The organism is Pseudoduganella plicata, assembly GCF_004421005.1.
Taxonomy (GTDB): Bacteria; Pseudomonadota; Gammaproteobacteria; order Burkholderiales; family Burkholderiaceae_D; genus Rugamonas; species Rugamonas plicata.
Genome location: NZ_CP038026.1, coordinates 81420 through 103657 on the forward strand (window position 1 = coordinate 81420; position 22238 = coordinate 103657).

Genomic DNA, 22238 nt, shown 5'->3' on the forward strand with positions numbered 1-22238 from the left:
ATCGTCATGCTGCATTCCGACAGGCCACGGGCCGCCACCGTCCCATACGGCCGGGCAGCCATCTCCACCGCTCTGCGGGCGCCACGGCGCGCCTGCGGGGCGGCGGCACAGGTGTCGCCGTGTTCAGGCTGAACAGCCTGCGCGGACGCCTGATCCTGCTGGTAGGACTGGCCATCACGCCGATGGCCGCGATGACGGTCATGACCGGCGTGCGCGAGCGCGAGCACGCCATCGAGGTGGCGCGCGAGAACCTGCAGCGCGTCGCCAACCTGGCCGCGGCCAACGAGGCGCAGTCGATCGAAGGCGCACGGCAGATCCTGCGCGACCTGTCCAGCGTGCCCGACGTGCTGGCAGACCCGGACGACTGTTCCGTGCTGTTGTCCGACATCCTCGCCAAGAACACCGACTACGTCAATTTCGGCCTGATCCGCATGAACGGCGACGTCACGTGCAGCGCCGTTTCCTCCAGCAGCGTCGTCAACCTGGCCGACCGGCCGCACTTCCGCCGCGCCGTGACGGAGCGCCGCTTCATCGCGGGCAATTACGTATTCGGCCGCGTGATCGGCAGGCATACGATCAATCTCACCTATCCCGTCATCAAGCGGGGCGAGGTCGTGGCCGTGCTGTTTGCCGCGCTCGACCTGGCGGAGTTGGACAAATTCGTGCTGGACGTGCAGCTCTCTCCCGGCTCCGTACTGTGGACAACGGATGCCAACGGCACCATCATCTCGCGCCGTCCGGATTCGGCGGAGTGGCTCGGCCGGAAGGCGCCGGCCGCGCTGCTGGCGGCGCTGGCAACACGGCCGAAGACGCCCGTCGTGGTGGCCGATGCGGACGGCGTCGAGCGCCTGTACGCGTTTGCCCGGGTGGGCAGTCACGAGGTGTCCGACTACACCGTCATGATCGGCATTCCGCACGAGGAAATCGTTGCGGCGGCCACGCGCGACCAGCTGATCGCCAGCGTCGGTCTGGTCGCTACCGTCACGCTGGCACTGCTGGCGGCCTGGTTCGGTGGCGACATCCTGATCGTGCGGCGCGTGCAGTCGCTGGCGCGGACGGCCAACCGCATCGCCACCGGTTCGCTGGACACGCGTACCGGCATGCCCTACGAGAACGAGGAGATCAGCGACCTGGCCCGCTCGCTGGACGAGATGGCGCAGGCGTTGCAGAAGAAGGAGCTGGAACGCGATGCGGCCGCCGCCTCGCTGCAGGCGGCGGACCGGCGCAAGGACGAGTTCCTGGCCATGCTGGCGCACGAGCTGCGCAATCCGCTGGCGCCGATCAGTTCCGGCGCCCAGGTGCTGAAGCTGGCGCACGCCGACAACCCCTCCGTGACGCGCACGGCCGAGATCATCGTGCGCCAGGTCGCGCACATGACGCGCCTGATCGACGACCTGCTGGACGTGTCGCGGGTGACGCGCGGCCTCGTCAAGCTGAATCGCCAGCTGCTGGACCTGCGCACCGTCGTCGAGGACGCCGTCGAACAGGCGTATCCGCTCCTCAAGGCCAGGCGCCAGCAGTTGCAGATCGACCTGCCGCACACGCCGGTGGGCGTCAGCGCGGACCACAAGCGCATGGTGCAGGTGGTGGCAAACCTGCTCAACAACGCGGCCAAGTACACACAGGAATACGGCCACGTACGCATTGCCCTGGCGCGCGTCGAGGGGGGCAATCTCGCGCGCCTGACCGTGGCCGACGACGGCATCGGCATGGCGCCCGAACTGGTGACGCGCGTGTTCGACCTGTTCACGCAGGCCGAGCGCACGTCCGACCGGTCGCAGGGTGGCCTTGGGCTCGGGCTGGCGCTGGCGCGCACGCTGGTGCTGCTGCACGGTGGCACGGTGCGCGCGGAGAGCCCGGGACCGGAGCGGGGCAGCATGTTCACGGTCGAGCTGCCTTACGAAGAGGTGCTGCAAACGCCCGCTGGCGCGAACGCGTCGGCGCCGCAGGGAGCGCGCCCCGGTCGCCTGCGCTGCCTGGTCGTGGACGACAACGTCGACGCGGCGCAGACGCTGGCGCTGTTCCTGGAGGCGGCGGGCCACGAAGTGAGCGTGGCCTACCGTGCGTCCGAGGCGCTGGACCTGGCCGCCAAGACCACGCCGCACGTCTGCTTTCTCGACATCGGCCTGCCCGACATCGATGGCAACGAGCTCGCCACCCGCCTGCGCCAGCAGCCCGCGACGGCCAACGCCCTGCTGATCGCCGTGACGGGCTACGGCCGCAAGGAAGACCAGGAACGCGCGCTGGCGGCCGGCTTCGATCAGTATTTCGTCAAGCCGCTCGATACGGCGAAGCTGGTGGCGGTGCTGGGGGTGTTGACGCCGGAAGCAGTGCCGTAGGCTAAAATGCCGTTTTGCTAATCTGCAAGGACACCAGATGAGACTTCAGGCTGCATGGGCCGCACCGGCGCTGTTTGCATTGAGCGTGCACGGCGCGCTGGCTGCCGCGCCCGCCAAGCCGCCCGCCGAGAAAGCCGAACTGCCACTGCGCTATGGCGTCAACGACGTCACGGCGGGCGACGACAAATTCCAGATCATGCGCGGCTTAGTCAGCAACCTGAGCGCCACCAGCTTCGATACCTACACCGTCTTTCTGGTGCCGTCCAAGGCGGATGCGCCGTGGATGCACGTCACGATGCCGGCAACGAAGGGCATGGGCTACAACCTGCGCAGCGCGGAGACCGGCGACGCCACGATGGTCGCCATCGCCTTCTTCCGCCAGCAGGGCCAGCTGTATGCGGTCGAAGCAGAGCGCGACGGCAATACCCCCGCCGAGCGTCTGAAAAAGGGCTCCGTCCAGTTCCGGGTGTACGGGTTCAATGGCGACGGCGACGTTCCCATGTTCGAGCCGGTCGAGACGCGCCGCTCGGTGGCGAAATACCAGAATGCCGACGAGGCGCTGAAGGACGAGTTCTTCATCGCCGCGGGCGGGCGTTACCGGCCGGCAAGGTAACGGTATGGCAGCGTTATGAATTTTGTTGGGGTGGTCCTGGTGGCTGCCGGCGCTGGTCGCGGGGCACGCCTCGGCGGCCGGCTTCGATTGCGCCAGGGCCGGTACACGGGTCGAGCGGATGATCTGCGCCCAGCCCGCGCTGTCGGCGCTGGATGGCGAGCTCGCCAAGGCGTACGAAGCGGCGCGGCGTTCGGGCCGCCACCCTGGCTTGCTGGCGCAGCAGCGCGCCTGGCTGGCCGACGTGCGCGACCGGTGCACCGACGCGGCCTGCCTGCGCGCAGCCTACACGACCCGCATCGCTGCCTTGCGCGGCGGCGAGCGACCCTGCGAGGTGTCGGAAGCCCAGCTGATTGGCGCGTGGCGCGGGATCGACGGCACCGATCCGGAAGAATTCGAGCTGTCGCACGAGCGTACGAAGCGCGTCTTTACATCGTGGCGCAACCACCGCCTCGACATGATGGGCGTCTGGACGTATCAGGGTTGCCGGCTGCACATCGCGCACATCAGCCAGCCCGCCCTCGGTTACGACTTCCACGCGGTCAGCCGCAAGGATGGCAAGCTGACGCTGCGCGACGGCGGTGGCGCGACCTACGTCTATACGGCTGCGAAACCATGATGGCCGCTGCTGCTGCCGCCTTTCGATGCGGCGTCGAATCAGCCCCGATGCCTGCCCGGGGTGGCCCGATCTTGCCGGTGCGCGAATCGTCAGCCGTGCGCGGCGCCGTAACCGGCCCGCGCTAGACTGACCCCATGAAACGCTATCGCAATCTGGAAGGCCACTCCGGCGTGCTGGCCTATGACATCCGCGCCGATGCCATTGCCGTCAAGTTCGCCGGCGGCGACGTCTACGAGTACACGTATGGCCGGCCGGGCCGCGCACACGTGGAGGAAATGAAGCGGCTGGCGCTGGCGGGACGCGGATTGTCGACATATATCTCTCGACACGTGCGTGAGGACTATGCGGCCAGGCACGAAGGGCGCTAGCGCCTGCTCCCGGCCTGGCGGCAATGCGCGGCTATAGCGGACCGTACGGCGCTGCCGCCGTCCCCGTTGCCGCTGAAGAGACTGACGCCCTTTACCGACTAGATCCTGCGTTCGCTGATCTGCCTGGTCATGAACCGCGACCACCTGGCAACGATCCAGGCATCGCCGACCTGGACTGAGCAGCCGCCTATATCCCACCGGCAATCATAGCAACGGATGTCTTATTCATCCGGCCGAAGGGTGCCGGGTCGATCTCTCGCTAATGTTCAGGTGCTGGCTGTTGAGACCACGGTACTGCCGGCGGCGCAAGCTTCCAGGGCTGGTGCGTGGCACGGTCGCATGCACTGGCTGTACGCCCATGTTGCACACCCCGGTTGCACGCGCCGTCACCTGCGCGTCATTGCGCCAGCTGTCGCATCTCCCGATAGAGGTCGGCCTTGCCTTCGAACCCGATGCCGGGCAGGTCCGGCATCGTGATATGGCCGTTTTCGACCCTGACGCCGTCCGGGAAGCCGCCGAACGGCTGGAACAGATCGGGGTAGGACTCGTTGCCGCCCAGGCCGAGGCCAGCTGCGATATTGAGCGACATCTGGTGGCCGCCATGCGGAATGCAGCGGCTGGGTGACCAGCCGTGTTCGCGCAGCATGTCGAGGGTGCGCAGGTATTCCACCAGGCCGTACGAGAGCGCGCAGTCGAACTGCAGCCAGTCGCGGTCGGCACGCATGCCGCCGTAACGGATCAGGTTGCGCGCATCCTGCATCGAGAACAGGTTTTCGCCTGTGGCCATCGGATTCCTGTAGTAATTGCGCAGGGTGGCCTGGAGTTCGAAGTCGAGCGGATCGCCCGCTTCCTCGTACCAGAACAGGTCATACTGCGACAGCGCTTTCGCATACGCGATCGCCGTGTCCAGGTCGAAGCGCCCGTTGGCATCGACGGCCAGCTTCTGCCCGTCGCCCAGCACGCTCAGGATGGAATCGATGCGGCGCAGGTCCTCGTCCAGCGAGGCGCCGCCGATCTTCTTCTTGACGACCGTATAGCCGCGGTCGATATAGCTGCGCATCTCGTCCTTCAGCTTGCCATGGTCCTGGCCGGGGTAGTAATAGCCGCCCGCGGCGTAGACAAACACCTTGCGCTCTGGCCGGCCGCTGCCGTAACGGTCGGCCAGCAGCTGGAACAGCGGCTGGCCGGCGATCTTTGCCACGGCATCCCAGACGGCCATGTCGATGGTGCCGATGGCAACCGAGCGCTCGCCGTGACCGCCCGGTTTCTCATTGGTGAACATGCAGTGCCAGATGCGGTGCGGGTCGAGGTTGCTGCCGCTATCGTCGAGCAACGAAGCGGGCTCGGCTTCCAGGATGCGCGGGATGAAACGCTCGCGCATCAGCTTGCCCTGGCCGTAGCGGCCGTTGGAGTTGAAACCATAACCGATGACGGGCTTGCCGTCGCGGACGACGTCGGTGACAACGGCAACCAGGCTCAGCGTCATTTTGCTGAAATCGATATAGGCGTTGCGGATCGGTGAGCTGATCGGGATGGTTTTTTTCGCGTATTTCAACAATTTGCATGGCAGCTCCAGGGGGAATCGAAGGCCACAGTCTAAAGCCGGTGCGCAGGTCTATAATTCTCCAAAATTCATTTGAGAAGTGAAATTCAGTGAAGAATGACCCTACATCGGACATGCAGTTTTTCGTCCTGATTGCTCGTCACGGCAGCCTGGCGGCAGCCGCCCGCGCCATCGACCTGACGCCACCGGCCGCAACCAAGCGGTTGGCGGCGCTGGAAAGCCGGCTGGGCGTACGCCTGCTGAATCGCACGAAGCGCAGCCTCAGCCTGACCAGCGAGGGCGAAACCTATCTGCTGCACGCCACCCGCATCCTGGCCGATGTGCGCGACATGGAGGACGTGGTGGCGCAGGGCAGGGCGGTCCCGCGCGGCCTGTTGCGGGTGAACGCCACCTTGGGATTCGGGCGTACGGTGTTGGCGCCGCTGGTGTCCGCGTTCGCCGCGCGCTATCCGGAGGTGGAGGTCCTGATGGAGGTGACGGACCGTCACATCGACATCGTCGAGAGCGGCTTCGACCTGGCGATCCGCTTCGGCACCTTGCCGGACAAGCGGCTGAACGCGCGCCGCATCCTGTCGAACCGGCGCTTCCTGTGCGCCTCGCCCACGTACCTGGAGCGGCATGGCGCGCCCGCCACCTTGGCCGAGCTGGCCCGCCACCGTTGCATCATCCACCGCCAGAACGACGACGCCTACGGCATCTGGCGCTTCCTGCACGGCGAGCACAGCGAGGTGGTGAAGGTGCATGGCGCCCTGTCCAGCAACGATGGCGATATCGTGCTGGGGTGGGCGCTGGACGGTCACGGCATCCTGATCCGGTCGGAATGGGACCTGGCGAAATACCTGGACAGCGGCAGGCTGCGCGTCGTGCTGCCCGAGTTCACGCTGCCGGCGGCGGACCTGTTCGTGTATTACCCGGACCGTCGCAACCTGCCCGTGCGGGCGCGTGTTTTCATCGATTTCCTGGCGGAGCACTTCTCCGCCGGAGAGAAGGAAAAACGCAGGGGAAAGGCCTAGACCAGCATGGCGCTGTTCATCGCGGCCGCGTCGAGCTCGGCCTGAGCAACCATGCGCGCGGCCATTTCCTCGTCGATGAACAGGTCGACGACGGATTCGGCCTGCGGCACTTCCTCGCGTGCCGTGCCCAGCGGCGAAGCCACGGGGGAGAAGTGGTTCGCCAGCAGCAGCGTGTCCAGCAGCGTTTCCGGTGGCACCCCGAGGAAGCCGTCGCGCAAGCCTTCGATGGCGCTGGCGACGGGCTCCGGAATGCCCAGCTTGTTCATCACTTCGCGCAGGATGATTTCCTCGCTGGCCGGCTGCCAGTTTTCCGGGTCCGGATCGAGCAGGCCAGGGAACTCGTCGGCGCGCGACAGCAGGTAGAAGCCAACGACTTCGTGGACGATGCCGGCGAAGAGCGCTGTGTCCGCGTTCACTTCCGTCACCTCGCGGGCGATGATACGGGCAAGGCATGCCACGTGCACCGTGTGCTGCCACAGTTGCTCCGCCTTGACGCGCAATGCCGGGTCGGCAATCTTGCTGCCGAACTGGCGCACCACCATGGCGGCCGCAAGCGCATACAGGTTGTGGTAGCCGATGCGGTTGATGGCGGCGCGCACATTGGTGATCGTGCCGCCGCCACGGCTGAACATCGCCGAATTGGACAGTGCGACGGTGCGCGCCGCCAGCTGCGGCTCTGCCAGCACGAGGCGGATGGCCTCATCCATCGGACAGTCGGGGTCGTCCAGTGCGAGCTGTACGCGCAATGCCGCATTGACGCTGGTGGGAAACACCAGGTCACCACGGATCGCCAGCGCGGCGATGTGCCCGAAGGCTTCCAGTTTATTCATGGATAAAATTATACGCACGGCGGCACAGCGACACAATTGTGCATGCTCGGTGGGGGGCGCGGTGACAACAATGTGCGGCCAAGGGACACAATGCCAGCGGCCCAGCTCGTGACAACAAAGGGGTCAGGCACGAAAACTGTCACAAGCTCGGCCTTGAAGCCCCGTGCGGCGGCGCGCGATGACAGTTTCTGTGCCTGACCCCGATGTTGTCACGAGCGCGGCCGTGGCCGTGCCGGCGCTGACCCGGCACCGGGCGGCTCCGGCCGTCGTCAGGCGCCCGCGAGTTGCGGCTGGCGCACAGCGCCCTTGCTGCGATAGCGCTCGACGGACAGGTCGTCGGCGAAAATGGCGGGGCGGCGGGCCGACATGATGTCGGCCAGCAGTTGCGCGGAGCCGCACGACATCGTCCAGCCCAAGGTGCCGTGGCCCGTGTTGACGAACAGATTGCGTACCGGCGTGCGGCCGACAACGGGCGTGCCGTCCGGCGTCATCGGGCGCAGACCCGTCCAGAACAATGCCTGTGCGGTGTCGCCCGCGCCGGGGAACAGGTCGTTGACCACCATCTCCAGCGTTTCGCGGCGGCGCGGGTTCAGGCGCGTGTCGAAGCCCGCGATCTCGGCCATGCCGCCCACGCGGATGCGGTCGTCGAAGCGGGTGACGGCGATCTTGTACGTCTCGTCCAGGATCGTGGACGTGGGCGCCTTTTCCGCGTGCGCAATCGGCACGGTGATCGAGTAGCCCTTGAGCGGATAGACGGGTATCTGCACGATTTTCTTCAGCAACGCCGTCGAATAGGCCCCCAGCGCCACGACATACGAGTCGCCGGTGACGATCTCGGCGCCACAGCGCACGCCGGCGATCTCGTCGCCTTTCGTGACGAGGTCCGTGATGTCCACGTTATAGCGGAACTTCACGCCCAGCGACTCGGCCATGGCCATCAGGCGCGTGGTAAACAGCTGGCAGTCGCCCGTCTCGTCGTTCGGCAGGCGCAGGCCGCCCACAAGGCGGTCGGCGGCAATGCCGGGCTCGGCGGACAGCAGCTCGCGCGCGCCCAGCAGCTCATACGGCACGCCTGTTTCCTTCAGCACTTCGATATCCTTGGCGGCATCGTCCAGCTGCTTCTGCGTGCGGAACAGCTGCGTCGTGCCTTGCTGGCGGCCTTCGTACGAAATGCCGGTAGCCGCGCGCAGCGCCTTGAAGCAGTCACGGCTGTACTCGGCCAGCCGGACCATGCGTTCCTTGTTGACGGCGTAACTGTCGGCATTGCAGTTCTTCAGCATCTGCCACATCCACTGCAACTGGAACAGCGTGCCATCGGGCGAAATGGACAGCGGCGCATGGCGCTGCATCATCCACTTGACGGCCTTCAGGGGAATGCCGGGTGCGGCCCATGGCGACGCATAGCCGGGCGAGATCTGTCCGGCGTTGGCAAAACTCGTCTCGAGCGCGGGACCGGGCTGGCGGTCGAGCACCGTCACCTCATGGCCGGCCTGGGCCAGGTAATAAGCCGTGGTCACACCGATAACGCCACTGCCCAGAATCACGACACGCATGTTTTGCCTCGAGTATAAGAAATGTTGTATGCAGATTTTTACTATGATAATGTGGTCGAGGTAGTGATTGTTACTATAAAACCTCTCGAATTCAGCGGAAAATCATGCGCACACAAAAAGAGTCGGTACGCACCCTCGACAAGCTGGACCGCAAGATCCTGCGCATCCTGCAGCAGGACGGCCGCATCTCGATGAAGGATCTGTCCGAGCAGGTAGGGCTGTCGATCACGCCTGCCATCGAGCGCGTCAAGCGCATGGAGCGCGACGGCGTCATCACCGGCTACCACGCCCGGCTGAATCCGGCTGCCGTGGGGGCGACGTTGCTGGTGTTCGTGGAAATCACGCTGAACCAGAAATCGGCCAGCCACTTCGAACAGTTCCGCCGCGAAGTGCTGCGCATCCCGGAGGTGCAGGAATGCCACCTCGTCTCGGGCGACTTCGACTACCTGATCAAGGCGCGCATCCACGAGATGGCGGAGTACCGCAAGCTGCTGGGCGACATGCTGCTCAATCTGCCCGGCGCCGCGCAGTCGAAGAGCTATGTGGTGATGGAGGAGATCAAGGAGACGCTGGTGCTGGCGACGGAGCCGGCATGAGGGTCAGGCGGCGGAGGCTGCCGGGGCATTCGGCAGGATGTGCGCAATCATCTCGCCGTCGGCGTCGATGCCCACCTCCGTAAAGCCGCAGGCAAGATAAAGGGCGCGCGCCACCGCGTTGTCGGGGTGGTAGCAGATCGAGATGCGGTGCGCATCCGGCTGGGCACGCAGTTCCGCCAGCAACAGCTCCAGCGCACGGCGGCCGATGCCGCGACCCTGGCGTTCATGCTCGACCATCAGGCGGTAGATGGCGTAGTGGCCGGGCACGTCGCCGGCCGCCACGGCATACAGCAGGAAGCCGGCCGGGCGGCTGTCGCAATAGATGGCGCGCGCCCGATAGTTTGGATAGAAGCGCGACTGGGCGATGGAGAACGCATTGTTGGCGATATAGCGGTCCTGCTCGGGCGGCAGGGTCATCTCCATCAGCGTTTCAAAGTTGTCGATGGTGACTGGTTCCAGCGTGATCTGCATCGGGGTCTCCGGTATGTTGCGTGCGCCTGATAACAGTTCGGCATTCTTGCATGCTTACTAATGGTTTGCAATGGGTGGCGCCCGGCCCAGTTCGGGACGCGCACCGCTGCGCGGCGGTTTCCGCGGTCCGGTGCTTCCGCTAGAATGTCAAAACGGCATCGGACCGCGGCGGAGACCGCGACGCAACATCGCGCGCCATAACGCACAGGGGATCATCGTGAACGACGCAACTTCGCATCCGCAAGTCATGCCGGCCGCGCCGGAGCATACGTTGAAGTTGCGCACGCTGGACGAGCACCTGTGCTCGGACCACAGCTTCGCCTCCGCGCTGGCGCGCGCCGTCGGTGCCATCGCCGTGGGCGAGGACGGTTCGCTCACGCTGGCCCAGTTCGCCGCCGTGACCGATATCGCCGGCGAGGGCAAGGCGTCCGCCGTGTTCACGGCCCTGGTGCTCAATGCGATCGAGTCCGGCGTGACGGTGGAATGGTCGCTGAACGCGCTCTCGCGCAGCAGCAACGGCGCCGACATGGCGACGCGCGACGGCGCCTTCATGCTGATGCGCCCGCTGTTGGCGCTGCACGGCACCAAGTCCCGGCCGCTGGCGCAGAAGGTGGCGCGCGCGCTGGGCATCCGCCTGACGCCCGAGCATTTCTACACGCTGCCGCCGGAGCAGGAGCGCCGGCTGCTGAACAACCTGGGCACGCAGGCACGCAAGCTCGTCAGGGGGCCGGGGCTGGTCGACGCCATCGCCGATTTCGGCCGCAGCACGGGCCAGACGGAGCTGCTCGATCATGCGCGCGGCTTCAATGGCGGCATGATGGGGCACGACCAGCTGCGCGAGGCCGTGCAGCGGGCGGTCGCCACCATCAGCCAGGGCATTGCCACGTACGAGGAGAACGCCGGTGCGCCGCTGGCGGCGGAGGCGGGCGCGGCGGGGCTGTCGGCCACGGCGGAACAGCTGCGCCAGCAGGTGCTGCAGCGTCTTGCGCTGATCGACGCCCGCATCGCCTACGAGCGCCGGGTGCTGTGGCAGGATATCGACGAGGCCGTGCAGGATGCCGGCAACGCCGTCGAACTGGCCATCGGCGAGCGCCTGGACAATGAGCAGTGGAAGGACGAGCAGGTGTGGTCCAGCATTGGCCGCCAGCAGTTCGCGCAGGAGATGGAAACGCGCCTGCAGCGCGTCACGCGGCGCAAGCAGGAGGCGCTGGACCTGCTCAATCACGACCTGAAACTGTTCCAGTCCGATATGCGGCTGTCGCAGGTCAACGCGTTCGAACGCCAGCACAGCGCCGCGCTGGCCCGGCTGATGCCGCGGCTGCGCATCGGCACGCGTCTTGTCAATACGGTCGACACCGCGGCCAACCTGACCTTGATGGGCAGCGCCGTCGCCGCCGCGGGTACCAGCACGGCTGCTTACCTCTTCGGCGTGGCCGTCGTGGTGCCGGTCGTCGCGCCCGTGGTGCCCTTTGTCGGCGGTGCCGTGCTGCTGGCCAGCGCGTTCAAGTGGGCGACCGACAGCAACAAGCGCAAGCGCGACGAGATCCGCGACAAGCGCCGCGCCTTCGAGGAGGAGCTGCGCCGGCGCATGAAAGAGGCGGAGGAGTCGTTCATCGTCCAGCTCGACCGCATCGGCACGGCATTCTACGAGTCCGCCAGCCAGTTGCTGACGCCGCTGATGCTGGAGGCTGAGGCCGCCGGGCGCATCCAGGGGATGCGCAAGCGCATTGCCGACAAGGTGATTGCGCAGGCGCGCGGCGCCATTTCCCAGCTGGAGGCCGCGCTGGCGCGGGCCGCATGACAACTTGCCGGACAGACTTCCGTTTTCGCCTTTGGAAAACGGTGTCTGTTCGTACCAGTTAAAGACTTTGCAGGTGGGTCTGCGGCGGCGGGCGGTGCCTGGCTCGGCATTTCAAGGAAACATCGGGCACGGCCCGCAAGCGGCCGCTCGCCGGAGCACCCCCTGTCCCAGCCTTTGTTCAGCGCCGCACCGACGGGGTAGCCGCGTCCTCTGTACAATGATCGCCGGCGTCCTGTTTTCGCGCCTTGCTTCCACTACTACGAGTTTATGAAAAACCTGATTCTTTCCGCCAGCCTGCTGGTGCTGTCGTCCTTTGCAGTTGCCCAGGACGTGGGCGTTTCCATCGATATCGGCCAGCCGGGCTTCTACGGCCGCATCGATATCGGCAACACGCGGCCCGCGGTTATCTACCGCGAGCCTGTCATCGTGCAGCGCCCGGCACGCCATGTGGAAGCGCCGCTGTACCTGCGCGTGCCGCCCGGCCACGCCAAGCACTGGAGCCGGCACTGCCGCGCCTACAATGCCTGCGGGCGTAACGTCTATTTTGTCAAGGACAGCTGGTACCTGAACGAATACGCGCCGCGCTACCGGGCCCGGCATGACCATGGCGGTCCGCGACACGAGCCGCGTTACGACCGCCATGACGATCGCGGTCACGATGATCGGGGTCATGGCAAGGGCCACGGCAATGGCAAGGGCCACGGCAATGACAATGGCAATGGCAAGGGGCACGGCCACGGCAACGGCCACGGGCGCGACTGAGTACGCGACCCGCCAGCCGCCGCCGGGTCGCGGCTTTTCACGTTCAAGGAGAAACGTTTGCAGAGCAATTACGTCATTGTAGGGGAGGGGCGGGCGGCCTTGAGCTGGCCTGCAAGCTGGGGCGCAAGCTGGGCCCGAAGAAGGTCATGCTGGTGGACAGCCGCCTGTACCATATCTGGAAGCCGTCGCTGCACGAAGTGGCGGCGGGTTCGCTCGACATCCACGCCGAGGGCCTGTCGTACCAGATGCTGGCGCACGACAACGGCTTCACTTACGTCTACGGTGCCCTCGAGGCGCTGGACACGGCGCAGAACACGATCACCGTCGGGCCGATCGAGACAGCCGCCGGCGAGACCGTGCTGCCGCGGCGGTCCATCGGTTTCCATTCGCTGGTGCTGGCCGTCGGCAGCACATCGAATTACTTTGGCGTGCCCGGCGCGGCCGAGCACACTATTTCCCTGAACGGCACGGAGGATGCGGAACGCTTCCGTCTCACCTTGCTGAAACTGCTCGCCAAGGCCGCGACCGAGAAGAGCGAGCATGAACGGGGCAGCGGCGGCGGGTCGGGAATCGACATCGTCATTATTGGCGGCGGCGCCACCGGCGTCGAGCTGGCTGCGGAGTTGCGCGAGGCCAGCGGCGTTTATGCCGCCTATGGCTTCGGCCACCTGCAGCCCATGCAGGACGTGCGCATCACGATCCTCGAAGGCGCGCCGCGCATTCTCGCGCCGCTGCCGGAGCGGGTGTCGACGGCGGCCGTCAAGCTGCTTGCCGAGCGGGGTGTGCGCGTCAGCGTGGAAACGCGCGTGACGGCCATCGAGGCGGACAAGGTCATCGTCGGCAACGGTACCGTGTACCCGTCCGATATCACTGTCTGGGCCGCGGGCATCAAGGCGCCCGATCTCCTTGCCAGGCTGGGCTTGCCGACCGTCAAGGGTGGCCAGGTGGACGTGACGGGCGAGCTGTCAGTCAAAGGCTTTCCGAACATCTATGCGCTGGGCGACTGCGCGCTGTGCGTGGGCGCGGACGGCAAGCCCGTGCCGCCCAGGGCGCAGGCGGCGCACCAGCAGGCCGATTACCTGCTGGACGCGCTGCTGCGGCGCGAGCAGGGCAAGCCGCCGCGCGGCAAGCCGTACGTCTACCGGGATTACGGATCGCTGGTGTCGTTCGGGCAGTCGACGTCCGTCGGCAGCCTGATGGGCTCACTGCAGGGCAGCAACTGGTTTGTCGAGGGGGCGTTCGCGCGGTTGATGTACACCAGTCTGCACCTGATGCATCACAAGGCGATCATGGGGACCATGCGCACGGGCGTGCTGGCGCTGGCGCGGTTCTTGATCAAGCGCTCCACGCCGCATGTGAAGCTGCATTGACAGTCTCTGGCGCCGGGCGCAAGTCCCAGGTGTCTGCCGGTGTCTCGCCAGCCTCGGCCGATCCGCAGTCAACGGGCCTGAGTTGCCGGGGACAGGCTTTTGCCTGAGGCCCATGCGTGTGACAGCAGCCAGTGGCGGGAGTGGTGCTTCGCGCGGACGCGGTAGTCGCTGGCCTTCCCGGGTCAGCTATCCGCGCTGAAGCCTTGCATCCCTGACGAATCAGGCGGCAGCGGCAGGCGTTTTCGGCAGCAGCAGCGTCAGCGCGGAGCCACCGTCCGGGTGAGCTTTCAGCTCGAGCGTGCCGCCGAGGTGACGGGCCCGTTCGCGCACGAGGCGCAGGCCAAACTTGTCGGCGCCGGCGTCCGGGGCGCCCGGGCCACTGCCGTTGTCGCGCACTGTCAGCATGATCTCGTCCTCGTTGTCGTCCAGGATCACGTCAACTTCCGTCGCGCCAGCGTGGGCGGCGATATTGCGCAGGCCTTCTTCCAGTGCGAACAACAGCGCGACGCCGTGTTCGCGCGAGCACGACGGTTCATCCTCGGGCAGGCTGTAGCGCGCCTGCACGCGGTATTGTTCGCCGAACTGCAGCACCAGCTCGCCGAACGCTACCTTGATGCCGAGAAATTCGAGCTTGTCGTTCCACAGCTTGTGCTGCATACGGCGGTTGTTTTCGATAATGGTGTGCAGCAGGTTTTTCATCTGCGCGGCGCGTTCGCGCAGCGCGGGCGGCTCGGCAGGCAGTTTTGCCGTCAGCAGACCCAGGTGCATCGTCAACGCCGTCAGCGACGAGCCCACGCTGTCGTGCAGCTGCCGGGCCAGCGCGCGGCGCTCGTTGTCCCAGGCGGTGTTGACGTGACCCAGCAGCTCGCTGAGTTCGGCGATGCGCGCCGTGTCGGTCTGATCTTCCGGTGCAATGTCGGACATGGGTGGGCTTCTTGTTTTTGGTCTGCAATCGGTAACGCTCGGATCATACATGAGGTTTTGCGGAAATGTCGCACTGGCATGATCGTGAAGTGCCGCACAGAGCATATGCTGCAAAAGTGGCAATCTATGGCTGTCGTTCAACCAAACACAAGGAGCAGCCATGAGTGCCACAGCCAAGCCGCAAGACGCGATCGCCCTGTTGAAGCAGGATCACGCCGAAGTGAAGGCGATGTTCAAACAATTCGAAGAACTGGGTGAACGCGCCTATGTCGCCAAGAAGAAGCTGGCCGACAAGATTTGCCTGGAGCTGACCAAGCACGCCATCGCCGAAGAGGAGATTTTCTACCCAGCCATGCGCGAAGAGGCCGACGACGCCGAAGACATGGTGGACGAAGCAACCGTCGAGCACGCTTCGGCGAAAGACCTGATCGCGCAGATCAGCAGCATGGAGCCACAGGACGACCTGTATGACGCGAAAGTGAAAGTGCTGGGCGAGTACATCGACCACCACGTCCAGGAAGAAGAGAAGGAAATGTTCCCGGAAGCGAAGAAGGCCGGGCTGGACATGGTCGAGCTGGGCCGCCAGATCCAGGCGCGTAAGGACGAGATCACGGAGATCCCGCCGGAGCCGCTCCTGGTCGCCCCGTCGAAACAGGGCAGCCAGCCACGCATCTAACCGTATCGGCCCGCGTCTGGTCGTCACTGGCGGCGGGCACGGCCCGCCGCCGGCATCATGCCGCTAACCTTACGACGCCGGTGCCGCCGTCGGTGTGGCGTTCGGATTGGTCAGGCTGCTGATGGCCTTCATCAGGCTTTCGATATCGACAGGCTTGACGAGGTGCATGTTGAAGCCCGCCTCCAGCACGCGGCGCTGGTCTTCCGCCAGGCCATAGCCCGTCAGCGCGATCAGGCGGATGCCGCTCGTGTCGCTGTTGGCGCGCAGGCGCCGCGCCACCTCGTAGCCGTCGATGCCGGGCAGGCCGATATCGACCAGCGCCACGTCCGGCCGGTAGCTGAGGGCCGTCTCGATCCCCTGCAGGCCGTCGGGGGCGGAGCGCACGTCGTACCCGTAGCAGCTCAGCATCATGGCCATCATTTCGCGGCCATCGTCGTTGTCTTCAATCAGCAGCACATTGGGCTTGGCTTGTTCGTTCGTATCCATGATCTCCGGCTCTTTCTCGATAATTCGTTCAATTCTTGGGAGGCGGATCGAGAACACGCTGCCTTCTCCCGGCCCTGCGCTCTCGGCGTCCACACTGCCGCCATGCAACTCTGTCAGGCGCCGCACCAGCGCCAGGCCGATTCCCAGTCCGCCCTGCGCACGGTCGATCGTACTCGTGCCCTGCACGAACACATCGAACACATGCGGCAGCAATTCGGTGGAGATGCCGACACCGGTATCGTGAATCGTCAGCACGGTATCGTCCCCGTCCACCTCCAGCACGACGTCGATCGTGCCACCCGGCGCGGTGTACTTCAACGCATTGTCCAATAAATTGGAAAAGATCTGCTCCAGCCGCGTGACGTCACCGTCGACCCAGCCCGCTTCCAGCTCCGCGCTGACCTTGTAGTGGGCCGTGCGGCCCGTCGCGCGGTACGTCTCCAGGCAGTTGCCGATCAGCGCGGCCAGGTCGACGGGCACGCGGTTCAGCAGGATCTTGCCCGACATCGCACGGGACAGGTCGAGCAGGTCGTCGACAATGCGGCCCAGGTGCTGGCTCTGGCGCTGGATGATCTTTTTGGCCCGGACCGCGCCTTCCATCGACACCCCGGGCAGGGCGATCAGCGACGCAGCGCTGCTGATGGCCGACAGCGGATTGCGCAGTTCGTGTCCCAGCATGGCCAGGAATTCGTCTTTCGCGTGATTCTGCCGTTCGGCGATCTTGCGTTCCTCGATTTCCTGCAGGAGTTGCCGGTTGCTGCTGACCAGGTCGTTGGTACGCTGATGCAGCTGGCGCGCCTGCTGTTTCAGTTCTTCGTTCTTCAGTGCAAGCGCGACGAAAACCGAGATCTTGGCATGCAGGATCTGCGGGATGACGGGCGTGAACAGGAAGTCCGCGGCGCCGCGCTGGTAGGCCTTCAGCCGGTCCAGTTCGTCCGCGACAAAGGCCGTGATGAAGATGATGGGGACATTGGCCGAGCGGCCCCGTTGGTGAATCGCTTCGGCCGTCTCGAAGCCGTCCATGCCGGGCATGTTCACGTCGAGGAGGATGACTGCGAAGTCATGCAGCAGAACCTGCCGCAAGGCCTCCTCCCCGCTGCGAGCAGCGATCACCTCGTACGGTTCTTCCTCGGCCCATTGTGCCAGCAGGCTCGTCAGAGCGAACAGGCTGTTGGCGTCATCGTTGACGACGAGGATTTTTGGTTTGTCCAATTTTGGCACGTTAATTTTATGTTGATCGCGTTGAAGCGAACAGTTCTGTCAGACAAACATCCGGACGATCATAGCAATAGCATATTGCAAAGTCAAAAGTCCATGGAACTACAGGACGCGCTCCGAATTGTTCGATTGCGCACATACAGCCGGGTGTTTTCATGCCATATTGAAAGCGTAGACAACACGGCAACTAAACGAAAGGACACATCATGAATATCGATACCGTCGTAGACAATAAACACCTGGGCAAGTGCTTCAAGGATCTGGCCGATGCCCCGATCAGTGCCCTGCGCGGTGTCAGCGAAGACGATGCCAAGGCGCTGCAGAAGGCCTTCAACGTCACCACCGTGCGCGAACTGGCCAGTCTGAATTTCGTCAAGTGGGCCGTGGCCATCACCACGCTTGCCGACGAGGAGCAGCTCCAGCCGGCGGAGAAGGCCAAGGAAGAGCTGCTCGACGATGCCGTGGAAATGACGTTCCCCGCCAGCGACCCGATCTCCGTCGATTCCGGCATCACGCGCATTGAAGTGGCGCCGGACAAGGTCGATGCCCAGGGCGACCACCAGCACGCCAACAAGGTCGAGGCATCCACCGAAAGCGGCAAGGAAAAGGAAGTCGCCCAGTAAGAACCCGCCGCCCGAGGGCGGCACGCGTCGTTATGAGAAACCCGCGCCTGGACGCGGGTTTTGTCGTTGCTGGACGAGAGGGACAGGTCACCCAGGGTGGCCATCCCATCGGCCTATCCTCAGGCAACCGTCGTGGCAACGCTTTTCAGCTGGTGCGCGACGACGCCGGCAGCACCTTTCGTGCTGCCCGGGGCGGCGCAATAACGGTTCTTGCCGGCGCGCTTGGCGTCATACAGCGCATTGTCGGCCGCGTGGATCAGGTCGCCAACGGACGTGGCGTCATCCGGGAACAGGGCGATGCCGATGCTCGTCGAGAGGCGCAGCGTGACGCCCATGACCAGGTAAGGCTCGGACACCACTTCGATCAGTTTGGAGGCCGGCTCGCGGGCGTCGCCCAGGCCGCTGACGTCGCCCAGCACGATGACGAATTCATCGCCGCCGACGCGCGCGACCGTGTCTTCCTTGCGCGACGAGCCGACCAGCCGCTGCGCAACCAGTTTCAGGATCTCATCGCCATAGGCGTGGCCGTGGGTGTCGTTGATGGCCTTGAAGCCATCCAGATCGAGGTACATGACGGCCGCCTTGCGCTGCGCGCGCAGCGCGTGCTGCAACGTCGTCTCGATGCGGTCTTCCAGCAGGCGCCGGTTTGGCAGGCTCGTCAGTGGATCGTGCAGGGCCAGTTCCTGCTGCTTCTTGCTGTACTGGGCCAGCTCTTTATACAGCAGGCGTACCTCTAGCATGTTGTGGATGCGCTTGTGCACTTCCAGCAGGTCGAACGGTTTGCTGATGAAGTCGCGCGCGCCGGCTTCGAGAGCGGCAATCTTGAAACTGGGCTGCGCCGTCAGGGCCAGCACAGGCAGGTAACCGTCCTGCTCGATCTCCTTGAGACCTTTCATGACCTGAAAGCCGTTCAGGCCCGGCATCTGCAAATCCAACAGGATCAGATCGTAGCAATGCTGCCGATGCAGGGAGCAAACCTGATCGGGCAGCATGGTTGCCGTGACATCGGTGTAGCCGGCTTCGCGCAGGATCTCGAGCATCAGATCGACATTGTCCGCGCAATCGTCCACCACCAGGATCTTGGCATTCAGGATCTCATCTGGGCTGGGCATAGTTATCTCGCATTACGTGCTCCGGCGTTTTTTCGGCCTGGAGCGGAACACCAAGTGTAGCGCCGCAGGGTTTGCTGCGTCGCACGGATTGAAAAATCTTTTCCGGGAGAAGATTTTTCGGAAGCTAAAGTGTAGCAAATCTTCTGAAGTTTCTTGTAGGACATTGCCGCGTCTTCAAGTAGGAACAGAAGGAAATTATGATTTCCCTCAAGACTTGTTGTTTTTATGTCGTGCAGTGGCTAAAAAACAACAAATAGTTCGCAACCACTACCCGCGCCGGAAGGCCGTTGCCATCAGTGCCACCGCCGCGATCAGTTCGCCCGGCTCGACCGGTTTGGAGAGGTGGTCGTGGAAGCCCGCTTCCAGCGCGCGCAGCTTATCCTCGGACTGGGCAAACGCCGTCAGCGCGATGGCGGGCACGTCGCCACCCGCCGCCGGACCCAGCGCACGGATGCGCTCGAGCAGTTCGAATCCATCCATGTCGGGCATGCCGATATCGCTGACCAGCAGTTCCGGGCGCAGCCGCGGCACCAGTTCGAGCGCCTGCGTTGCCGTGGCCGCGCTCACCACCTCCGCATTGCAATCGAACAGCACGCGCTTGATCAGCTCGCGACCGTCCGCCTCGTCGTCCACGACCAGCACGCGCAGGCCGCGCAGGTCCGGCATTTCGCCGTCGCGGGCGAGGGCGGACGTGGCGGGCGCCTGCAGGCCGGCGCGCGGGCGCTCGCCCAGCGGCAGGTTGCCCGCCAGCGGCAGGCGTACGGTAAACGCGGCGCCATGGCCCTCGCCGCCGCTGGCGGCGCTGACCGTACCGCCGTGCTGCTCGACCAGGTGCTTGACGATCGACAGTCCCAGCCCCAGGCCGCCGTGCCGGCGCGTCGTCGACGCGTCGGCCTGGCGGAAGCGGTCGAACACGTGGTCCAGGAATTCGGCACCGATGCCGATGCCCGTGTCGGACACGACGATCTCCGCGTAGCCCGCCCGCTCCCCCACGGTCACGCGCACGTGGCCGTCCGGCTGGGTGAATTTGATGGCGTTCGACAGCAGGTTCCAGACCACCTGCTGCAGCCGGCCAGGATCGGCCGCGATCATCGGGCAGGGCTGGAAGTCGCTCTCGATGACGATGTTCTTCGCTGCGGCCGCCGGGCGCACGGCTTCGACAGCCGCCTCGACGACGGTCACCGGCAGCACGCCCTGCATTTCCAGCAGTACCTGACCCGACATGATGCGGCTCATGTCCAGCAGGTCCTCGATCAGCTGCGCCTGCGCGCGGGCATTGCGTTCGATTGTCTGCAAGCCCTTCTGCAAGTCCGCTTCGCCACGGCTGCCGCGGCGCAGAACCTGCGACCAGCCGAGAATCGCGTTGAGCGGCGTGCGCAGCTCGTGCGACAGCGTGGCGAGGAATTCGTCCTTCATCCGGCTGCTGCGCTCCGCCTCGGCGCGCGCGCTGCGCTCGCGGTCGAGCAGGGCAATGCGTTCCTCGGCCGCGTTACGCGCGGCCTCGTTCAGGCGCGCATTGTCGATCGCCACCCCGGCCTGCGCGGCGATGCCGCCGACGATGCGCTCCGTGCGCTCGCCAAACACCCCTGCCTGCGGGTGGCCGAACAGCAGGGTGCCCACCATCTCTCCCGTGCGCGACATGACGGGGGCGGCCAGGAAGCTGCGCACGTCCGGCAGATGGGCGCGGTCCACCTGCGGCAGGCAGTCCGGTTGCGCCGGCAGGTCGTCGCAGCGCACGATGCCGGCGCCGGGCGCCGCCTGCGCCTCGCCCTGCCAGACCGGGTGCTGCCCGGCCAGCAGTGCCGCGCCCGGTCCCGACAGATCGTCGTACCCGGGCGGCGGCTGGCCGGACAGCGCACCGAGGCGCAGCGAGCGGTCGTTGCTGCTGAAGTAGAACGCGCCGAAGCGGGCACCGGCGATGCGGGTGGCTGCGTCCGTCACTTCCTGCAGCAGCGGCTGCAGGTCGCGGTGGCGGGCCAGCGCATTGCCGGTGCTGTTGAGCATTTCAAGAATGTTGGTTTCGTCGCGCAGTGCTTCCTGCGCGCGCTTGACCTGGTCCACGTCGGTGCTGGTGCCGAACCAGCGCAGCATCTGCCCGGCGCTGTCGCGAACGGGGTTGGCGCGGGTCAGGAACCAGCGGTACTGGCCATCCGCGCCGCGGATCGGGACCTCCATTTCAAACGGCTTGCCGGTTTCCGTGGACGTGCGCCAGTGCGCGACCATCGCGTCGATGCACTCGGGCGCATAGACCTGCTGCCAGCCGTCGCCTTCCAGCTGGGCGGGCGGCATGCCCGTGTACTCATGCCAGCGGCGGTTGTACCAGACTATGCGGCCGTCGTGATGGGCGATCCAGGCCAGCTGGGGAATCGAATCGGCCAGCGCGCGCAGCTGTTCCTCGCTGTGGCGCAGCGTGTCCTCGGCGGCCTTGCGCTCGGTGATGTCCTGCACCATGCCGGTCATGCCCAGCAGGCGGCCGCCGTCGTCGTAATTGCCCTGTCCGACGATTGCCAGCCATGCCGTGCCGCGCCCGCGCGCGATGCGGCATTCGACACTGACATCGGTGCGGGTCGTGAATGCCTGCAGGAAGGCAGCCTGCGCTTCGGCGCGGTCCTCGGCGACGATGCGTTCCTGCAGCGCCGTCCAGGTGAGGGTGGCGCCCCGGGGCAGCTTGAAGATCTGCGCCGCGCGCGCGCCCAGCGCCACCTGGTCGGTGGCCGCCGTCCAGGTCCAGTCGCCCAGCTTGCCGGCCGCCAGCGCGACCTGCAGCCGGTTGCTGTTTTCACGCAGCGCCCGTTCGTGCTGCTTGCGCTGGTGGATGTCCAGCAGCGTGATGGTAAGACCTTGCGCGAGGCCCTGCGCCTGGTCCGAACCGAACGGGTACGCGCGCACTTCGATCCAGCGCTGGCGTGCCCGGAAGTAGAATTCGACATGCGCCGCGTGCTGTCGTTCCATGGCCTGGCGCAGCTGCGTTTCCAGCATCGTGCCGGTCAGTTCCGGGAATGCCTCCCACAGATCGCACCCGTCAACGTCCTCGTGGCGGCCCGGATGCAGCAGGCGGGAAGCAGCCCGGTTCAGGTGCAGGACCGTCCACGAGCGGTCGACGACGGCAAGCGCGTCGCTGATGCCGGCCAGGACTGCGCCTAACTGCTCCAGCGGCAGGCGCGGTTCGTCGCGCGCTGCCGGCGTGGGGCGTGGCGGGTCTGCATCAGGGGGCAAGAAAATCATGGAATTGTCACAGCAAAAAACGGCAGGCGTCGGAACACGCCTCGGCACGGGCGTCGCAAAAGCATCAAAGCAGGGAAG

Annotated in this window: 18 protein-coding genes and 1 pseudogene; 11 read left to right on the forward strand and 8 right to left on the reverse strand. The window is 65.5% G+C overall.

What is annotated here, in order from left to right; genetic code table 11:
- Nucleotides 1–119: 119 nt before the first annotated feature.
- The 4 genes from E1742_RS00335 (at nt 120) to E1742_RS00350 (ending at nt 3936) form a co-directional block, all read left to right on the forward strand.
- Nucleotides 120–2339 (forward strand): hybrid sensor histidine kinase/response regulator, encoded by a 2220-nt coding sequence (locus tag E1742_RS00335; RefSeq protein ID WP_229466394.1) that lies wholly within the window; start codon nt 120–122, stop codon nt 2337–2339.
- 37 nt (nt 2340–2376) lie between these two features.
- A complete protein-coding gene (locus E1742_RS00340) occupies nt 2377–2952 on the forward strand; it encodes a hypothetical protein (protein ID WP_134382702.1) in 576 nt (191 codons plus the stop codon).
- Between the two features lie 25 nt (nt 2953–2977).
- Nucleotides 2978–3568: a lysozyme inhibitor LprI family protein gene (locus E1742_RS00345; RefSeq protein ID WP_206076718.1), complete on the forward strand. Its 591-nt coding sequence runs from the start codon at nt 2978–2980 to the stop codon at nt 3566–3568.
- A gap of 134 nt (nt 3569–3702) precedes the next feature.
- Complete coding sequence (locus E1742_RS00350) at nt 3703–3936, forward strand: hypothetical protein (protein WP_134382704.1); 234 nt, start codon at nt 3703–3705, stop codon at nt 3934–3936.
- 397 nt (nt 3937–4333) lie between these two features.
- Here the strand turns inward: E1742_RS00350 and E1742_RS00355 are convergent.
- A pseudogene (locus E1742_RS00355) lies at nt 4334–5501 on the reverse strand (mandelate racemase/muconate lactonizing enzyme family protein).
- Nucleotides 5502–5613: 112 nt separating this feature from the next.
- On the opposite strand from E1742_RS00355, the gene E1742_RS00360 reads away from it, so the two are divergent.
- A complete protein-coding gene (locus E1742_RS00360) occupies nt 5614–6513 on the forward strand; it encodes a LysR family transcriptional regulator (RefSeq protein ID WP_371860188.1) in 900 nt (299 codons plus the stop codon).
- Here the strand turns inward: E1742_RS00360 and E1742_RS00365 are convergent.
- A complete protein-coding gene (locus tag E1742_RS00365) occupies nt 6510–7343 on the reverse strand; it encodes an HDOD domain-containing protein (protein WP_134382710.1) in 834 nt (277 codons plus the stop codon). The genes E1742_RS00360 and E1742_RS00365 overlap by 4 nt on opposite strands.
- Before the next feature lie 269 nt (nt 7344–7612).
- Nucleotides 7613–8896 carry a D-amino acid dehydrogenase gene (locus E1742_RS00370; RefSeq protein ID WP_134382712.1) on the reverse strand — a complete coding sequence of 428 codons (1284 nt, stop codon included), beginning with the start codon at nt 8894–8896 and terminating at the stop codon, nt 7613–7615.
- A 104-nt stretch (nt 8897–9000) separates the two neighbouring features.
- Here E1742_RS00370 and E1742_RS00375 point away from each other — a divergent pair, with 104 nt between their 5' ends.
- Complete coding sequence (locus E1742_RS00375) at nt 9001–9492, forward strand: Lrp/AsnC ligand binding domain-containing protein (RefSeq protein WP_134382714.1); 492 nt, start codon at nt 9001–9003, stop codon at nt 9490–9492.
- Nucleotides 9493–9495: 3 nt separating this feature from the next.
- On the opposite strand, the gene E1742_RS00380 is transcribed toward E1742_RS00375, so the two are convergent.
- Nucleotides 9496–9963: a GNAT family N-acetyltransferase gene (locus E1742_RS00380; protein ID WP_134382716.1), complete on the reverse strand. Its 468-nt coding sequence runs from the start codon at nt 9961–9963 to the stop codon at nt 9496–9498.
- 217 nt (nt 9964–10180) lie between these two features.
- Between E1742_RS00380 and E1742_RS00385 the strand changes: the two genes are divergently transcribed.
- The 3 genes from E1742_RS00385 to E1742_RS00395 all read left to right on the forward strand — a co-directional run bounded on the left by E1742_RS00385 (nt 10181) and on the right by E1742_RS00395 (nt 13896).
- Nucleotides 10181–11764 (forward strand): hypothetical protein, encoded by a 1584-nt coding sequence (locus tag E1742_RS00385; protein ID WP_229466396.1) that lies wholly within the window; start codon nt 10181–10183, stop codon nt 11762–11764.
- Nucleotides 11765–12031: 267 nt separating this feature from the next.
- The gene (locus E1742_RS00390) at nt 12032–12526 is read left to right on the forward strand and encodes a hypothetical protein (protein WP_134382718.1); all 495 of its coding nucleotides are present in this window, start codon (nt 12032–12034) and stop codon (nt 12524–12526) included.
- A gap of 116 nt (nt 12527–12642) precedes the next feature.
- Nucleotides 12643–13896, forward strand: coding sequence for an NAD(P)/FAD-dependent oxidoreductase (locus tag E1742_RS00395; protein ID WP_229466891.1), 1254 nt, complete (start codon nt 12643–12645; stop codon nt 13894–13896).
- Nucleotides 13897–14115: 219 nt separating this feature from the next.
- Here the strand turns inward: E1742_RS00395 and E1742_RS00400 are convergent, their stop codons facing one another.
- Entirely contained in the window at nt 14116–14820 is a 705-nt protein-coding gene (locus tag E1742_RS00400; protein WP_134382722.1) for a sensor histidine kinase, read from the reverse strand.
- A gap of 160 nt (nt 14821–14980) precedes the next feature.
- Between E1742_RS00400 and E1742_RS00405 the strand changes: the two genes are divergently transcribed.
- The gene (locus E1742_RS00405) at nt 14981–15496 is read left to right on the forward strand and encodes a hemerythrin domain-containing protein (RefSeq protein WP_134382724.1); all 516 of its coding nucleotides are present in this window, start codon (nt 14981–14983) and stop codon (nt 15494–15496) included.
- A gap of 69 nt (nt 15497–15565) precedes the next feature.
- On the opposite strand, the gene E1742_RS00410 is transcribed toward E1742_RS00405, so the two are convergent.
- Nucleotides 15566–17203 carry a response regulator gene (locus E1742_RS00410; RefSeq protein ID WP_134382726.1) on the reverse strand — a complete coding sequence of 546 codons (1638 nt, stop codon included), beginning with the start codon at nt 17201–17203 and terminating at the stop codon, nt 15566–15568.
- A gap of 203 nt (nt 17204–17406) precedes the next feature.
- On the opposite strand from E1742_RS00410, the gene E1742_RS00415 reads away from it, so the two are divergent.
- A complete protein-coding gene (locus E1742_RS00415; protein WP_134382728.1) occupies nt 17407–17823 on the forward strand; it encodes a hypothetical protein in 417 nt (138 codons plus the stop codon).
- Nucleotides 17824–17942: 119 nt separating this feature from the next.
- Here E1742_RS00415 and E1742_RS00420 read toward each other — a convergent pair whose 3' ends face one another.
- Together E1742_RS00420 and E1742_RS00425 are read right to left on the reverse strand one after the other, a co-directional pair.
- Nucleotides 17943–18935 carry a diguanylate cyclase domain-containing protein gene (locus E1742_RS00420; protein ID WP_134382730.1) on the reverse strand — a complete coding sequence of 331 codons (993 nt, stop codon included), beginning with the start codon at nt 18933–18935 and terminating at the stop codon, nt 17943–17945.
- Between the two features lie 267 nt (nt 18936–19202).
- Nucleotides 19203–22151 (reverse strand): PAS domain-containing hybrid sensor histidine kinase/response regulator, encoded by a 2949-nt coding sequence (locus tag E1742_RS00425; RefSeq protein WP_229466398.1) that lies wholly within the window; start codon nt 22149–22151, stop codon nt 19203–19205.
- Nucleotides 22152–22238 lie beyond the last annotated feature (87 nt).

Bases quoted from the DNA above. Each gene is read 5' to 3' on its own strand.
- E1742_RS00340 (WP_134382702.1), top strand. From the start codon at position 2,377: ATGAGACTTCAGGCTGCATGGGCCGCACCGGCGCTGTTTGCATTGAGC.
- E1742_RS00350 (WP_134382704.1), top strand. From the start codon at position 3,703: ATGAAACGCTATCGCAATCTGGAAGGCCACTCCGGCGTGCTGGCCTAT.
- E1742_RS00360 (WP_371860188.1), top strand. From the start codon at position 5,614: ATGCAGTTTTTCGTCCTGATTGCTCGTCACGGCAGCCTGGCGGCAGCC.
- E1742_RS00365 (WP_134382710.1), bottom strand. From the start codon at position 7,343: ATGAATAAACTGGAAGCCTTCGGGCACATCGCCGCGCTGGCGATCCGT.
- E1742_RS00370 (WP_134382712.1), bottom strand. From the start codon at position 8,896: ATGCGTGTCGTGATTCTGGGCAGTGGCGTTATCGGTGTGACCACGGCT.
- E1742_RS00375 (WP_134382714.1), top strand. From the start codon at position 9,001: ATGCGCACACAAAAAGAGTCGGTACGCACCCTCGACAAGCTGGACCGC.
- E1742_RS00380 (WP_134382716.1), bottom strand. From the start codon at position 9,963: ATGCAGATCACGCTGGAACCAGTCACCATCGACAACTTTGAAACGCTG.
- E1742_RS00390 (WP_134382718.1), top strand. From the start codon at position 12,032: ATGAAAAACCTGATTCTTTCCGCCAGCCTGCTGGTGCTGTCGTCCTTT.
- E1742_RS00400 (WP_134382722.1), bottom strand. From the start codon at position 14,820: ATGTCCGACATTGCACCGGAAGATCAGACCGACACGGCGCGCATCGCC.
- E1742_RS00405 (WP_134382724.1), top strand. From the start codon at position 14,981: ATGAGTGCCACAGCCAAGCCGCAAGACGCGATCGCCCTGTTGAAGCAG.
- E1742_RS00415 (WP_134382728.1), top strand. From the start codon at position 17,407: ATGAATATCGATACCGTCGTAGACAATAAACACCTGGGCAAGTGCTTC.
- E1742_RS00420 (WP_134382730.1), bottom strand. From the start codon at position 18,935: ATGCCCAGCCCAGATGAGATCCTGAATGCCAAGATCCTGGTGGTGGAC.